12 protein-coding genes and 1 riboswitch are annotated in these 15,795 nt (G+C 53.4%); of the genes, 4 read left to right on the top strand and 8 right to left on the bottom strand.

The genetic code is table 11. The annotated features are described in order from the left end of the window. The first annotated feature begins 178 nt into the window (after positions 1 to 178). On the top strand, positions 179 to 1,309 hold the full coding sequence (locus HMPREF9412_RS22580; protein ID WP_009594093.1) for a virulence factor: 1,131 nt from the start codon (positions 179 to 181) through the stop codon (positions 1,307 to 1,309). 119 nt (positions 1,310 to 1,428) lie between these two features. Next, positions 1,429 to 1,608: riboswitch (Lysine riboswitch) on the top strand. A 113-nt stretch (positions 1,609 to 1,721) separates the two neighbouring features. Further along, a complete protein-coding gene (locus tag HMPREF9412_RS22585; protein ID WP_009594067.1) occupies positions 1,722 to 3,173 on the top strand; it encodes an amino acid permease in 1,452 nt (483 codons plus the stop codon). A 76-nt stretch (positions 3,174 to 3,249) separates the two neighbouring features. Here the strand turns inward: HMPREF9412_RS22585 and HMPREF9412_RS22590 are convergent, their stop codons facing one another. The 5 genes from HMPREF9412_RS22590 to xylA form a co-directional block, all read right to left on the bottom strand. Next, on the bottom strand, positions 3,250 to 4,392 hold the full coding sequence (locus HMPREF9412_RS22590) for a transglutaminase domain-containing protein (protein ID WP_009594081.1): 1,143 nt from the start codon (positions 4,390 to 4,392) through the stop codon (positions 3,250 to 3,252). A gap of 107 nt (positions 4,393 to 4,499) precedes the next feature. Beyond that, a complete protein-coding gene (locus HMPREF9412_RS22595) occupies positions 4,500 to 6,851 on the bottom strand; it encodes a YcdB/YcdC domain-containing protein (RefSeq protein ID WP_009594111.1) in 2,352 nt (783 codons plus the stop codon). A gap of 194 nt (positions 6,852 to 7,045) precedes the next feature. Continuing rightward, positions 7,046 to 7,669 (bottom strand): bifunctional 4-hydroxy-2-oxoglutarate aldolase/2-dehydro-3-deoxy-phosphogluconate aldolase, encoded by a 624-nt coding sequence (locus HMPREF9412_RS22600; RefSeq protein WP_009594066.1) that lies wholly within the window; start codon positions 7,667 to 7,669, stop codon positions 7,046 to 7,048. Between the two features lie 270 nt (positions 7,670 to 7,939). Next, positions 7,940 to 9,436 (bottom strand): xylulokinase, encoded by a 1,497-nt coding sequence (xylB, locus tag HMPREF9412_RS22605; protein ID WP_009594063.1) that lies wholly within the window; start codon positions 9,434 to 9,436, stop codon positions 7,940 to 7,942. A gap of 216 nt (positions 9,437 to 9,652) precedes the next feature. Then, positions 9,653 to 10,969, bottom strand: a complete 1,317-nt coding sequence (xylA, locus tag HMPREF9412_RS22610; protein WP_009594057.1) for a xylose isomerase — start codon at positions 10,967 to 10,969, stop codon at positions 9,653 to 9,655. A gap of 368 nt (positions 10,970 to 11,337) precedes the next feature. Here xylA and HMPREF9412_RS22615 point away from each other — a divergent pair, with 368 nt between their 5' ends. Beyond that, positions 11,338 to 12,510 carry an ROK family protein gene (locus tag HMPREF9412_RS22615; RefSeq protein WP_009594065.1) on the top strand — a complete coding sequence of 391 codons (1,173 nt, stop codon included), beginning with the start codon at positions 11,338 to 11,340 and terminating at the stop codon, positions 12,508 to 12,510. Positions 12,511 to 12,662: 152 nt separating this feature from the next. Beyond that, a complete protein-coding gene (locus tag HMPREF9412_RS22620; protein ID WP_009594106.1) occupies positions 12,663 to 12,866 on the top strand; it encodes a hypothetical protein in 204 nt (67 codons plus the stop codon). Positions 12,867 to 12,991: 125 nt separating this feature from the next. Here HMPREF9412_RS22620 and HMPREF9412_RS22625 read toward each other — a convergent pair whose 3' ends face one another. The 3 genes from HMPREF9412_RS22625 to HMPREF9412_RS22635 form a co-directional block, all read right to left on the bottom strand. Continuing rightward, positions 12,992 to 13,228 carry a glutaredoxin family protein gene (locus tag HMPREF9412_RS22625; protein WP_009594069.1) on the bottom strand — a complete coding sequence of 79 codons (237 nt, stop codon included), beginning with the start codon at positions 13,226 to 13,228 and terminating at the stop codon, positions 12,992 to 12,994. A 65-nt stretch (positions 13,229 to 13,293) separates the two neighbouring features. Further along, complete coding sequence (gene trxB, locus HMPREF9412_RS22630) at positions 13,294 to 14,235, bottom strand: thioredoxin-disulfide reductase (protein ID WP_009594070.1); 942 nt, start codon at positions 14,233 to 14,235, stop codon at positions 13,294 to 13,296. A 425-nt stretch (positions 14,236 to 14,660) separates the two neighbouring features. Continuing rightward, on the bottom strand, positions 14,661 to 15,707 hold the full coding sequence (locus HMPREF9412_RS22635; protein ID WP_009594072.1) for a leucine-rich repeat domain-containing protein: 1,047 nt from the start codon (positions 15,705 to 15,707) through the stop codon (positions 14,661 to 14,663). Positions 15,708 to 15,795: the final 88 nt, after the last annotated feature.

Raw genomic sequence — 15,795 nt, forward strand, 5'->3', positions numbered from 1 at the left:
CCGCCCTTCGCCGTAATTCTTTGAAAAGCATGAATGAATTCCTATCCAACATTATCAGTTTTACAAACCCTTCCTCTTTTTATCCAAAGTCCGGTCAATTTGTTGGAATCCTGTGCATGATGTTTTTTCCGGCATGGAAAAGAGGTACAATAAGAGGATAAGGAGGCGAAACAAACCCATGAAAATTACATTCATTGAACCAACCCCGAGCCCGAACTCCATGATGCTTCATCTTGATGAAACCCTGGAGTCCGGAATTCGCAGAACATATACACTAGACAACGAACGGTCGGCTCCTCCCTGGATCAGGCAGCTGCTCCATATCCCGGGCGTAAAGAGCGTGTTCCATACCCTCGATTTCATCGCGCTCGACCGTAAAGGCAACGCCGATTGGCCCTCCATCCTGGGCGCCGTTCAGGAAATATTCGGCCAGGAGGGGCTCGCCGCCGGACTCAAGGAAGGCGCGGATGATATCGCATTTGGGGAAGCCCAAGTGTTCGTGCAATATTTCCGCAATATTCCGATGCAAATTCGTGTCAAAAGCGGGAATCAGGAAGAACGTATCGGCCTGTCGGAGCGCTTCTCCCAAGCCGTAGCCGCGGTAGGGACTTCGACGCTTATCAAGGAACGCAAGCTCAAGGAGTACGGCGTACGCTACGGCCAGCTGGGAGACATCGCCCGTGACGTGGAGCAGGAGCTGGAAGCCGCATTCCCGCAGGAGCGCCTCGATAAGGTCATTGCCCAGGCGATTGCCCACGGTGCCAGCGACGAGGATTTCGTCGAGCAGCGCCGGAAGCTGACGGACGAGGAAACCGAGGCCGCGATGCAGGATGAGGACTGGCGCGTGCGTTATGCCGCTCTGGATGCGCTGGAGCCGACGGAGAAACACCTTCCGCTGCTTCGCAAAGCGCTTCGGGATCCGAAGATGCAGATCCGCCGGCTCGTCGTTGTGTATTTGGGCGACCTTCGGACGCCTGAAGCGATGGAGCTTCTGTATGAAGCCATGCGCGACGAAACCCCGGCCGTTCGCCGTACCGCTGGAGATACCTTGTCCGATATCGGCGATGCCGCCGCTACCCCGGTCATGGTCGAATCGCTCAAAGACAGCAGCAAGATCGTTCGCTGGCGTGCGGCCCGCTTCCTGTATGAAGTCGGTACGGAGGAAGCACGTTCCGCCCTTGAGGAAGCCGCCAACGATCCGGAATTCGAAGTGAGCCTCCAGGCGCGAATGGCGCTGGAGCGCATCGAATCCGGCGAAGAAGCTGCCGGAACCGTCTGGCAGCAAATGGCTAAACGGAATCAATCGTAATCGCACAGCGGGAAACCGCCTTGAACCGTAAAAATTATCCATTGCTTCTAACATGGAATGTGATTTATACTTAGGACTCTCTTGTTAGAATTGAATATACAGATAGCCTCATCATTCCAAGATGAGGTAGAGGTTGCAGACATGATCAGTAGTTGTGCCGAGGCAAAGAGAAGCCGGTGAAGCACAGTGAAAGGCATGAATGCCGAAGTGCAGGGTATCCTCTTATATCCTGTGCTGGGGCCGTTGTCGAAAGAGACGGAACTGTCACGGGGATTTCCCCGTGTTGTGCTATCTTCATGGAGGGTATGATGCGGATACGATCAAGACCGCAGGTATAGGACCTGCGGTCTTTTTGTTCTAACAGGGTATATTTTAAATATCATTTCTTAATGTATAGAAGGAGTGTTCGACCTTGAATCGCAAAAAAGCACCGGCTGCTTCGCTTAAGCAGAGCTTTAAAGCCCGTCATATGACGATGATCGCCCTTGGCGGATCGATCGGTACGGGCCTGTTCCTGGCAAGCGGAACGGCCATCGCCTCTGCCGGTCCGGGCGGAGCGCTTATCGCGTATGCCGCCGTAGGCCTCATGGTTTACTTTCTGATGACCAGCCTGGGCGAACTCGCTACGTATCTTCCGGATTCCGGCTCATTCAGCACCTACGCCTCCCGGTTTGTCAGTCCCGCCTTCGGATTTGCCGTCGGCTGGAACTTCTGGTACAACTGGGCCGTTACCATTGCCGCCGAACTCGCGGCGGCGACGGTTATTATCAAGTTCTGGTTCCCGGACAGCCCTTCATTCCTATGGAGCCTTCTGTTCCTGGCGATTATGTTCGGCTTAAACATTCTATCCGCCAAAGGATACGGCGAATCGGAATATTGGTTTGCTATCATTAAAGTAGCGACCGTCATTGTTTTCCTTATCATCGGCGTCATGATGATTTTCGGCATTCTTGGCGGCGAAGCGGTCGGATTCAGCAACTTCAGCCTAGGCGACGGGCCGGTACACGGCGGATTCTTCGCGCTGGTCGGCGTGTTTATGGCCGCAGGCTTCTCCTTTCAGGGAACCGAGTTGATCGGGGTAGCCGCAGGCGAAAGCGAGAATCCGAGAAAACATGTGCCCAAAGCCATTCGTCAGGTTTTCTGGCGCATCCTGATTTTCTATATTTTCGCCATTTTTGTTATCGGCATGCTGATCCCTTACACCCATCCGAGCTTGCTTCAATCCGGGGTCGACAATATCGGTGTCAGCCCATTCACCTTGGTGTTTGAGAAAGCCGGCCTTGCGTTTGCGGCTTCCGTAATGAATGCGGTCATTCTCAGCTCCGTGCTGTCGGCCGGCAACTCCGGGATGTATGCCTCGACCCGCGTCCTGTATGCCATGGCGAAGCAGGGCATGGCTCCGAAATGGCTGAGCCGCCTGAACAGCCGCGGCGTGCCGGTTGCAGCCCTGATCGTAACCTCCGCCGTGGGCATGCTGGCGTTCCTGGCCTCCTTCTTCGGCGATGGCGTCGTTTACGTGTGGCTTCTGAACGCCTCCGGGATGTGCGGATTCATTAACTGGCTGGCGATTGCGGTGAGTCATTACCGCTTCCGCAAAGCCTACGTTGCCCAAGGCAAGGACCTGAAGGATCTTCCGTTCCGTGCGCGCTGGTTCCCCTTCGGCCCCATCTTCGCTTTCCTGCTCTGTCTCGTGGCCATTATCGGTCAAGGCAATTTCAGCGGGGAGATCGATTGGTTAACGATCATTGCCACGTATGTCAGCATTCCGTTGTTCCTCTCCATCTGGTTCGGCTACCGCTTGATGAAGAAGAGCCGCATCGTGCCTTTGGATGAGTGCGATTTGAGCACGGATGCCAAATCATAATGAAGACGAACATGCAAAAAAAAAACAGCTTCCTCCCGTTGTTGGGAGGAAGCTGTTTTTCATTTGGCACGGACATCTACCATATGATCTGCACTCTAAGATCACCCGTGTTTTCAAAAGCATTGTGATAATATTTGATGGACCCCAGATTGTTCTTTAACTGAAGCTGCTGGAGCACGCTCACTAGCTCTCGCTCGCTGCCGTCAAACCGGAATACCAGCTTGCGGCTGCCTTCCGCCTTCGCTGCCTTCACCAGCGGTTGAAGCTGAAGGTGGGAGCTGACGATGGCGCGGGCATCGTACAGCTGATACTCCAGATCCTTCTTAATCGCTTCGTATGCTCCCGCTTTCGAACGATCCTTCGCGGCCAGCCCGGCCAGCGTATTGCGGTAAAGCGTATTCGCCTTCGGATAGGATTTCACCCAGGTATGATCCCGGCCCATCTGCTCATCCGTCCGGAGGTAGTACGTGTAGGACACCTCGTTGTCACGATCCGGCACGGGATCGTTCCACGTCGTGTCCAAGTGATACCATTTGCCGTCCAGAAGGACTAGATTCCAGGCGTGGAGCTGGCCCTGTGGATTGTCGGAGGCGTAAGCCGTACCCTCCACGATTTTGTTCGGAATCCCGGCTTCCTTCAGCAGCTTATGCGTTAATAGAGAATAACCCTGGCATACCGTGCTACCCGTGTAAAGCCCGTCATAGGCCGTATATTTCGTAAGCGTTGTATCGTATTTCAAGTTGCGGACAACCCAATCATGGATGGCTTTCACCTTCTCATGATCATTCATGCCCGGCTTGATGATCTGCTTCAAAATGCGGTCGGTATGCTGGTTCACGTAGTTCGTCTGCTCCGCGGTCTCGCGATAGCTCAACCGGACGGTAACATTGGCGGAACTGGATGTTCCACGATAGTCGTAGCTATAGCTGGCGATGGTGTAATGGATATAAGGATCACTGGCCATCGCCTGATCAAGTGCGTCTTTTAGCTGCGATTTCAGCGATTTGGTCTCGCCCTGGTAAACAAAACGCACCGTCGATTGCCTGTCGCTCATCGCTGTCAGCAGTTTCTGCTGTATCGCATGGACCGACTTCACGACCGCTTTGTTGGAAGTGGCATAGACATCACTGAGATTAGCTGGTTCTGGTACTGCTGCAACGGTTACCGCCAAAGTCCCTATGAACAGTAATTTAACGATCGTTCCTCGGCTTCGTTTCATCGGTACACCCGCCCTTCATCTTCCTCATCCGTATGCACCATCATTGTAACACATAACATCAGGGCTTAAGGGTTCTAGTTTTGTCGACCGGGCACGAATATTAAATACTACCAATAGAATGAGGACAAGAAGGAATCGCTTCGTCCCGCCAGCTTCGACATGCGGACCAGAACCTCAGCCGCTTCCGCGCGCGTCACTTCGCGATTAGGCAGGAACTTGCCATCCACCGCCGGAAGAAGTCCCAGCTTGAGCGCGATCAGGGCTGCGCCTTTGTTCGTCACGGCGTCGGCATCGGATATCCCCTGCACATCGGTTGGAAGAATAAAGGCTTTGGACAGCTTCTCGTAATTCAAAATCCGGGTCAGCGAGCTTGCCAGTTCATCCCTGGTCAGCTTACGGTCCAGCTGCAGCGGGCTGTCCGGGTCATACGGAATCCAGTTCTGCCCGATCAACACTTGAATGGCCTGGTAATACGGATGGTCCGGCTGCAGGCCCGCGTACGGATCCATGGTGGATCTTCCGTATAGCTGCTCGTAGGACGGGCTAACCGAAGCCGCTACCAGCTGATACCATTCGCCAAGGGTGATCTGACGATCCGGGTACACCTTGCCGTCCTTGTCCGGAACCAATACCCGATATTTCACCAGCTCCTTGAGAGCCGCTTCGGCCGAATGCCCTGACGCGTCAGTCACTGCCGGAATATCCTTGCGGTTCATTTCCGGCATGATATCGCGCCATTCTCCGCTCTTGGCATCAAGCGGTACCTGCATGCCGCCTAAAGCCTGCTGTTTATGTGTCGGATAATAAATCAGCTTGATGAAAGGCTTCGTGATTTCATTATTGGCAGACAGGTAACCGCCGTAATAGCCGTATTTCAGCTTCAGGTCAATCTCCTTCAAATACTGCGCTCTTGCCTGCTCCTCGGTAATAGCCGGCTTTACGTCCGTTGGCAGCTTGGAGAGGACGCCTTCCGAATTCACGCTAAAGCCCTGGATCTGCCCGTTGGCCTCAATCGTGAGGTTCAGGGAATCGCCCATGACGCGAATATCGCCAACATAGCGCTGGAATGAAAATTGATAGTTGAGGGTTTTCGTGTCCTTGCCCATTTTATCAACCGATGTCAGCTTCCATTCCTCGGAAGCGTTGGGTACCAGCTTGCTTACCGTCTCAAAAGCAAGCTCCTGCGCAGCCTGCTGCGAAATCGGGTTCTTCACTTCCGCAGTTTCGGTCCGGTCATAACGATAACGGTTGTACGAGTAGATCTGTCCGGTCTTGGCGTCCACCTCTGCGGATACCATCTCTCCTCCGCCCATGGCGGAGATACTATGTTCGCCCCATCTGATGTTCCACGTCTTAACCTCTTTGTTGTTCCATCTTGTACCCAGCGTCTTGGATTCTGTCTTCAAGCCGGACGGCAGCTTGATCTGCGACTCCACCCATCGGGCTGCCGCATCACCGCCGGCGAATGGACCCGCGATCGGCTTAAAGGTTTCTTCGGTTGCCGGAATCGTGCCGTCCTCAACGGAGACAAGCCCGCTCTCTTCCCCCGTGAAACTGATGAATTTGCCGGTATTGGCATCCATTGAATAACCTGACAGATCATTAGGTATGTAACCTAAAAAATATTCGCCTTTGGCATTGTTATATAAATTTTCCGGCACATACGCCAAGGATACTTGGAATTGATCTTCAAACAATTTGCGGATCGAGGCCTCGTTCAATTTCGGCGTGGATGAAGGAAACTCCTCACTGACTTGATTGCGGGAATATTGAATCGTATTGCCCTGTCCATCCAGCGTGATCGTAATGCTGTTCACATCCGATTCAATTCCGTTCACCGAGGTCTGGAAATAAAAATCAAACCGGGGCGGACTGAACAAAGCTGCTTGCATACCGAGATACGCTTCATTCTCCTTAAGCTCGCTTGCTTTCACGTCCGACACATGGGTGCTGATCCATTTCAGCGCCTTCTCCTTGGCTGCTTCCCGGGTTAACGCCGGTTTGTCGCTATCCAGCTTCAACAAAGAATTAGGGAGATAGATATGAATAAGTTCACCCGTAACCGCATTGACCTGGGCATTGAAGCCGGAGGTTGAGTTCCCTTTGGTCAGCACCAATTGCAGATCCCATGCAAGCGCGCTCGATCTCATGTCGTCATTCTCCAGGAACTGCACGTTCGACACCTTCACGTTCTTGAGTTCCGGGAAAGCCTTCTTCACGATTTCTTCCGCCTGTTTGGACGAAATTTTTGCGCCCTTCGGTATTTCGTTATCCGTAACGCTTTCGGAACCGGCTTGACCACTGCTGCCGACGGAAGTTACCGTTTCGGATACAGCGACTCCGCTGCCCGGAACGGAATTGTCCCCCCATACCGGCTGCGCCAAACAAAGCATGGCCGTAGCCGTAACCGCACAAACGGTCTTTTTTACCCTTACTTTCTTCTTCCCCGATGGATTCACTTACATTCGCTCCCTTCCATTACTTGAACCTAACCATGCATTACTTACACACGATGCTATCCTCAACAAGTGCCTGTACACGGCAGCAATGACATAACCAAGCTACCTAAATAATACCATAACTTGTCTATATATTCCTTATGTAGTAAGCTTCCAAAACATAACCTGCGTGGTTAAGGATGAACAAAGTGTAACTATTTCGCCGCTTCCACGAAAGCCGCTGCACGGCGCTGGATCTCGTCCGTATTGCCGGACGCAAGGGCATCCTTCGGAAGCAGCGCGCTCCCTAAACCCACCGCTGCCGCGCCTGCGTTAAAATAATCCGGAATATTGTCCAGCGTAACTCCGCCCGTGGCAAGCAGCGGAATGTGATTCAGCGGGCCCTGAAGCTCCCGGATAAATGACAAGCCAAGGCTTGCCATTGGAAACAGCTTCACGATCTCCGCCCCGGCGGCGTACGCCGCAACGATCTCCGTTGGCGTCATCGCCCCGGGCCATACGTCGATTCCCTGCTCCAGGGCAAATTCGATGACGGAAAGATCCGTGTTCGGCGAGATCAGGAATTGGGCTCCCGCAGAGACCGCTTCCTTGGCCATCTCCACATCAAGGACGGTACCCGCGCCGACATACACGTCACCGTCATAGCGGGCGCGCCAATCCTGAATCATATGTAAAGCGCCCTTCGTATTCATCGTCACTTCCATAAACCGGATTCCGCCCCGGCTCAATCCTTCCCCCACGAAGCCCGCTTGTTCTTTTGTAATGCCGCGCACGATGGCAACGATTTTCTGGCGTTTCAGTTCGGCTGTCAGTTTCATTGGCGTCCCCCCATCACTTTTTTTACACTTCCCGCGCCATCCTTAATCGGATTGGCCGCAGATGTTACACAATGATCACAGGCCATCCAATAAAAGGAACCTGAGAATCGATATCCAAACCGGTTCCCATCGAAGAGGTTTGACCCTCATTCCCCAGCGTAACCTGCTTATGACTTCAACCTGCTTCAAGTATATGCGGTCCGGAGCGTTCACGCAAAAAAAGCAGGCCGGGAGAAATGTCTTCCCGACCTGCTCTTCAACAACTGTAGGTTATCCGCGGAATTCGGACAGCTCCGCGCCAAGCTCACGCGTGGCTCCGTATACGCTTTGATAGAGTCCAAACAATTTGTCATAGGCCTGAACCGCTTGCGGGTTTGGAGAATACGAGCGTGCCTGCCGCAAAAACGCCTTCGCGCAATCCTGAAGGCTTGGGAACCAGCCGCAGCCGTAAGCTGCAAGCATGGCCGCGCCCATGGCCGGGCCCTGCTCGCTTTCCAGCTTCACGATTTCGGCGTTAAACACATCCGCCTGCATTTGCAGCCAGGTCTCGTTCTTGGCTCCGCCGCCAATGGAAATCACGCGGTCGATCTGCTTGCCCGATGACCGGAGGATATCGATGGATTCGCGGAGAGAGAACGTGATCCCTTCGAGTACCGAACGCGCGAAGTGAGGCAGCTTATGCCCGGCGTCCATGCCAATGAAGCTGCCGCGGATGGTGGCGTCCGGATGGGGCGTGCGTTCGCCGACAATATACGGCGTGAACAGCAGCCCGCCGCTGCCTACCGGGATATTCCCGATATCCCTTAACAGCGCGTCAAAGGAAACATCGGGAGCAAAGGTATCCTTGAACCAGGTCAGGCTGTATCCCGCTGCTAGGGTTACCCCCATGATATAATAAGCATCTTTCTCGCTATGGTTAAAGAAATGGACCTTCCCTTCAAAATCCACCTCACGACGCTCCTCATAGGACAGCACCACGCCCGATGTACCAATGCTGCACATCGTTTGCCCTTCTTCGAGAATGCCGGCCCCGATAGCTCCGCAGGCGTTGTCCGCTCCGCCGGCAAACACCTTCGTCTCCGGCAGCAGAGCGGCTTGCTCGGCGATCTCGGGGAGCAGCGTGCCGCATTCGTCGAAGGATTCGACCAACGGTGGGCATAAAGTGTGCGGCAGCTGGAAAGCATCCAAAATGTCGGTGCTCCAGGATTTACCGGCCACGTCCAGCAGCAGCGTTCCGGCTGCATCGGAGTAGTCCAGCGCGTATTGTCCGGTCAAGCGGAAACGCACGTAATCCTTAGGCAGCAGGAACAGGGCAGCCCGTTCCAGCAGCTCCGGCTCAAACTCCTGAACCCAGAGAATCTTCGGCAAAGTGAAGCCTTCCAGCGCGCGATTGCGTGCAATGCCAAGCAGGTTCTCCTGCAAGGTCTCCTCGATGCGGCGGCATTGCGCCGTTGTCCGGGTATCGTTCCACAAGATCGCCGGCCGCAGCACGGCGCCCTCTCCGTCTACCAGGACCAAACCATGCATTTGGCCGGAGAAGCTCAAGCCCTCAACCTCGGATGGATTTATGTTGTTTCCTTTCATTAATTGTCGTAACGACAATACCGTTTTGTCCACCCAGTCCTCCGGCCGCTGTTCGCTGTAACCGGGCTTCGGCTGGCTCAGCGGGTATGACTCCGAATGCTCGGCAACCACCGTGCCGCTGCGGTCCACCAGCACGGTCTTCACGGCACTGGTCCCCAAATCAACTCCGATAACGTAACTCATCTATATCCTCCTTCTTCTCCTCATGAACCGAACATGAAAACATCGTTGGCATTTCTCCCTGGGCACATCGTCTGGTCCCGGGGCATGCCTCCAATGACTGCCGACCGTCGCTCGCCATCGTTTCCGGTTTGAAATAAGTACACCGGCATCCCTGGAGGGAGCCGGTGAAGGTTTTGGATTTCATGGAACAAGCTTAAACAGCCGTACCGTTATGAATTAATTCGCAAGAATGTACTGATTCAGGATCGCCTTCAGCATTTCTTGGCGTCCGGATTCGTTTTTGCGAGGGGACTCGTTGTTCAGCGCGTATTCCGCAAGGGAAGCCAGCGTAGCCTTACCGTTTACGACGTCTGCGCCGATGCCTTCATTAAAGCTGCTGTAGCGCTTCGCGATGAAGTCCTCGAATACGCGGTCTTCGATCAGCTTCGCTGCCACTTTCAAGCCTTTTGCGTAAGTATCCATACCGGCGATGTGCGCATGGAACAGATCTTCCGGCTCGAAGGATGGACGGCGAACCTTCGCGTCGAAGTTCACGCCGCCGCGGCCGAGGCCGCCGTTCATCAGCACTTCGTACAGCGTCAATGTAGCGTCATAGATGTTAACCGGGAATTCGTCCGTATCCCATCCGATGAGCATATCGCCTTGGTTCGCGTCGAGGGAACCGAGCATGCCGTTGATGCGTGCTACGCGAAGCTCATGTTCGAAGGTATGACCGGCCAGCGTGGCGTGGTTTGCTTCGAGATTCAATTTAAAGTGCTTGTCGAGACCGTATTTCTGCAGGAATGCAATCGTAGTAGCCGCATCGAAGTCATATTGGTGCTTGGTCGGCTCCTTCGGTTTAGGCTCGATCAGGAACTGAGCGTCAAAGCCGATTTCCTTCGCGTAATCCACCGCCATATGGAACAGGCGTGCCAGGTTATCCAGTTCTAGGCCCATATCCGTGTTCAGCAGGGTCTCGTAGCCTTCACGGCCTCCCCAGAACACGTAGTTCTCGGCGCCGAGGCGTTTGCCGACTTCGAGGCCCTTCTTGATTTGCGCAGCCGCATGAGCGTATACATCGGCGTTGCACGTAGTGCCCGCACCGTGCATGAAACGAGGATTCGTGAACATGTTGGCCGTGTTCCACAGCAGTTTTTTGCCGGTGGACTTCATATGGTCTTCAATCGAGTCCACAATCGTATCGATGTTGCTGTAGAACTCGCGCAGGCTGCTGCCTTCCGGTGCAATGTCCACGTCGTGGAAGCAGAAATACGGAAGGTTCATCTTCTCCATGAATTCAAAGCCTGCCTCAACGCGTGCTTTGGCAAGGTCCATGCCGGAGTAGTTGCCCCAAGGACGAACTGCCGTGTCGGCACCGAACGGATCGGAGCCGCCTGCAGTCAATGTATGCCAGTAAGCCATCGCGAAACGGAGATGCTCTTCCATCGTTTTGCCGGCTACGACTTCTGTCGGATTATAAAATTTAAAAGCATAAGGGTTGGTCGATTTGCTGCCTTCGTACTCGACTTTGCTAATGTTGTTAAAATAGGCCATGAATAAATCCTCCTATACCTTGTTAAGGTGTGGTTAACGCTTACAAGGTTATCCTATCACAGCTCCACCACTTTGTCTATTGGTTAAACAAAGTTATTCCTTTACAAGTTTTTCAAAACCGATTCCGCCTGCCGTGGGATGGTTTCGCTCCTGCGGCAAAGGACATGTTCCCCGTCTAATCCAGGGTACACCATCCCTCCACATTCGGATGAAGACATCGCCCACCGGATCCGGCTCATTAATGATTCCGTGACTTATGCTGCGTTACGGGCTGTTGCATTTTCCGGGCTTTGCCCCTAGACTATGAGCATATCAAGTCTCACAAGCCTAACTGGATTAGGAAAGCAAGACTAAAAGGATGAACACACATGACGAATATTACCGGTGACCAGGCTCTGGTCAAGAAAATAAACACTTCCATCATTCTCGATACGATACGTCAACACGCGCCGGTCTCCCGGGCGAAGGTGTCCAAGCTGACAGGCCTCAACAAGGCAACCGTCTCCAATCTTGTGCAGGAGCTGTGCAGCAACCACCTGGTCCAGGAAATCGGGCCCGGCGAATCCAGCGGCGGCAGGAAGCCGCAGCTGCTGCTGTTTAACGGACAAGCCGGGTATGCCATCGGCGTCGAGCTGCGCGTGAAGCAGATAACCGCCGTGCTTACCGATCTGGAAGGACGGATCCTTGCCGAAGAAGACACCGCGCTTGAAGGGCACGACGTTGAATCGGTGACGAGGCTGATGGTGGGCATGATCCACAGCCTGATGCGTCAAGCCCCTCCCTCCCCGTACGGCATCATCGGGATCGGCGTGGGCGTCCCGGGGATGGTCGACGGCGACGGCACCGTCCTCTTCGCCCCCAACCTGGGGTGGGACATGGTCCCGCTGCAGGAGCAGCTCGAGCTTGAGCTCGGACTCCCCGTCACCATCGACAATGAAGCGAACGCGGGTGCCCAGGGCGAGCTGCGCTTCGGAGCCGGCCGGGACGCCCGCCATCTCCTCTATATCAGTGCCGGCAGCGGTATCGGCTCCGGCATTATCATCAATGGCGAGCTCTATAAGGGAGCCCGCGGATATGCCGGCGAAAGCGGCCATATGTCCATCGAAGCCGAGGGTCGGGAATGCAGCTGCGGCAACCGCGGCTGCTGGGAGCTGTACGCCTCGGAGAAATCCTACGACGGCAAAGATGCCGTTCTTCCGTCCAGGCGGACGTCCGAGCTTGTCCATCATGCCGAGCTCGGCCATGAGGAGACCATCCGGCATTTCGAGGAGCTCGGACGCTATCTCGGCATTGGCATAACCAATCTTGTCAACGGATTCAATCCGCAATCGGTCATCATCGGCGGGCCGCTGTCCGACGCCCGGGCTTGGATCGAAGAAACGCTCCAGCAGGTCGTTGCCCAGCGCACGCTTCCATACCACCGTGAGCGGATGGAGATCCGGTTTGCGGAGCTGGGCAGCCGCTCTACCATGATCGGTGCGGCCTACTCTGCCATTTCGCAATTTCTCAGCCCGGTACGGGTCTCCATGCCGATTCATTAAAATTGACGATATTTTGTCGTAATTAGCGCCCAGCATATTAAGGAAAATCCAGCGATTTTCCGCTATAATTAATCTCGTCCTGTAATTTAAATCACGATTCTCCTCACGGAGAAACGTGTGATCGTTATACAAAAGGGAGAGGAAACGCTCAAATGACCTATGTAAGCACTGCGGAAATATCGGCACAAATGTTTGTGACCGTATTGCTGTTTCTCCTAGTTATCGCACCTTTGTTCAGTCTCGCCATTATGCGTTTTTTTCAAGGCAAGAAAAAAGCCGGCTTCATTCTCCTCGGCTCCGGCGTGGCGGCATACGTCGTATTCCAGATCATCATGAGCCTGTTTTTCAGCAAGTGAACATGATTTGTACGAACGTATGGCAGCATGAGCATGGCTCGGCAACAAAAAAAGCTCCTTCCCGAACCTCGGGAAGGAGCTTTTTATCATAGGCAAGCGATTGGCTTGCCATCATGCTGATGAGATTAAGCTTCAGGATTCAACGCTTTGTTGAACTGGATCTTGTTCATGCCAAGAATACGGTGCTCACCGATGATGGTGAGAGGTACCGCGCGAACGCCCATATCCCATACCTGCTGCGCGAATTCGTCGTTCTGCTCGATGTTGCGCTCTTCAAACTCGATGCCTTGATCGGACAAGAAGCCTTTTACTTGTTTGCAGTGCGGGCAGTTGTTCGAAGTGTATACAATCACGTTTTCCATGTCGGTCAGTCTCCTCTACTCATGATTTGGGCTGCTTACAGCCGGTTCGATCTCTATCTATCAGTTTACAACACGACAGCGCTGTGTTCCAAGCTCTCGATGTATTTCTCCGCATCCATAGCCGCCATACAGCCGCTTCCTGCTGCCGTGATCGCTTGTCTGTAACGGGTATCCTGCACGTCGCCGCAAGCAAATACGCCTTGGATATTCGTTTCGGATGTTCCCGGAGTCGTTACGATATATCCGTTCGGGTCGGTCGTAATGCTTCCGCCAAGGAAACCGGTGTTCGGATGGTGGCCGATCGCCACGAACACGCCGCTGACCGTAATCGTCTCTTCTTCGCCAGTCTCATTGTTGAGCACTTTGATGCCCTTAACGCCTGTCTCGTCCGCAATGACTTCCTGCGGCGTGCGGTTCAACGCCCATTCGATTTTCTCGTTGGCACGGGCGCGATCCTGCATGATTTTCGATGCACGAAGCTCCTCCCGACGGTGAACCAGCGTTACTTTGGATGCAAAGCGGGTCAGGAAGTTAGCTTCTTCCAGCGCGGAATCGCCGCCGCCGACAACAACGATCTCTTTCCCGCGGAAGAAGAATCCGTCGCAGGTTGCGCAAGTGCTCACGCCGCGTCCCACATTGTCCTGCTCTCCCGGAATGCCGAGATATTTGGCCGTTGCGCCCGTAGATATAATCAGCGTCTCGGCAACCACCTCGCCCATTCCGTCAACGTCCAGCTTGAACGGACGCTCTCCGAATTCCACGCTGTTCACCCAGCCTGTACGAAATTCCGCGCCAAAACGTTCCGCCTGCTGACGCATATTGTCCATCAGCTCAGGACCCATGATGCCTTCGGGAAACCCCGGGAAATTTTCAACTTCGGTCGTGGTTGTCAGCTGTCCGCCAGGTTGCGGACCTTCAATGACGAGCGGGCTCAAATTCGCGCGAGCCAGATAAATGGCAGCCGTAAGCCCGGCAGGGCCTGTGCCTATAATAACGGATTTGTACATATCGTTTCCCTCCTATATATGGAACACTTAATTATAATCATTATAAATTAATATTAATTATGGTTATATCGGAGCCGTCTGTCAATATGTCACATCACACCCCAACTGCAAATATTGTTAATCCATTCTTCATAAACCGCTGGGGAATTTACTATTTCGAAAAAATGAATCTCGTGCTCGAAAGAACACCTCGTTGTAAAACGTTTACTTCGAGGTCAGGAGTGCGCTGAGATTAGGTTAGAAGAATTTTGGGTTACGAAAAGACATCAACCACACGATTAACGGTGCGAAGATGAATGTTTGATGAAGTTCCGAAGCGAAACGCGATACCTGCACAAATCCCCCTGTACTCGCCATGCGAGCTCAGAGGGATTCATAGCTAGGTCATGATTTTCCAAATGCTCTGATTATTCAATGTAATCACCCTAAAACTGATTTTGAGGACTTGGATTGAACCGGTTATCCGACAGATTAACATACGAAAGTCCCGTCAGTTTCTCTATGAATTCCGGCTCGCTCTGGAGTTGATTTCGGCTTAGGTCAAGGAAACTCAGATTCTGCAGCTGCCCCATCTCCATGGGAAGTTCCATAATCCCCGTGTAATTCATACTAAGCAGCTCCAGCAACCTCAATCGTCCGATCTCCGGAGGGACCCGCGTCAACGATACTTCCTCTCTCCGGATCACATGATCTGTAGGTCCATGATAACTCCCGCACGCGATATTCAAGCGTTTTAACTTGGTCAAATCACCAATCTCCGCCGGAATCTCCACGAGATCCTCCGTATATACCGTCAAATCCTCTAATTCCGTAAGACCAAACAGGGCCGCAGGCAGTCTGGTGACGTAACTTTCATGGATCATAAGTTCCTTCAGCTCCTTCAGCTCTCCGATGCTTTCAGGAATCTCCTGGATGCCAAAACCGAAAATTTCAAGCTTGCGCGGTTTATGGAACAATACATCCTGCCAGAACACTTCAAACTTCTTATGTTCCGGACGGCTTAGAAACAGGCCCGGAACCATGGCCGATATGCTCTCGGCTTCTTCTTTGCCGATCTGAAGCCCGCCCATTCGTTCATGAGCTACATTATGTAAGAGGTCCTGTCCATCCTGATCCCAAAAGTTCAAATCCTCCGGCAGATGGGGATGCTGCCATGCAAACAGATCATCCGCCGCCTGCTTCAACACAACAGCGGCTTCCTCGCAGCACCCATAGATGTAGTAAGTGCCTGCTCCGTATTCAATCCCGTTGCCACTCACGGTTTCCTCATCCGATCGCTTCATGATATCGTGCTCGCTAATCTTGCGTTCTTCGATCAGATAAGGCTCAAGCAGCGAAAACACACGCTCGGCTTCCTCCATGAGCTGGAACTCTCCGCGCCTTGCTAACACGAATACCGCCGACCGCTCCATCGCATAATCAATCAGCCAGGTATAAGCAGCTCCCCTTGGAGAGTCGTAAAAGAATGCCATATTGCTGACCACCTCTCATCTTCCACGAAATCAAGCAGCCTGTTTATTTCGCTGCCCATAGAGAAATCCCCTTCTTCTCCAGCAAGGA

The sequence above is a fragment of the Paenibacillus sp. HGF5 genome, assembly GCF_000204455.1.
Taxonomy (GTDB): domain Bacteria; phylum Bacillota; class Bacilli; order Paenibacillales; family Paenibacillaceae; genus Paenibacillus_AQ; species Paenibacillus_AQ lautus_A.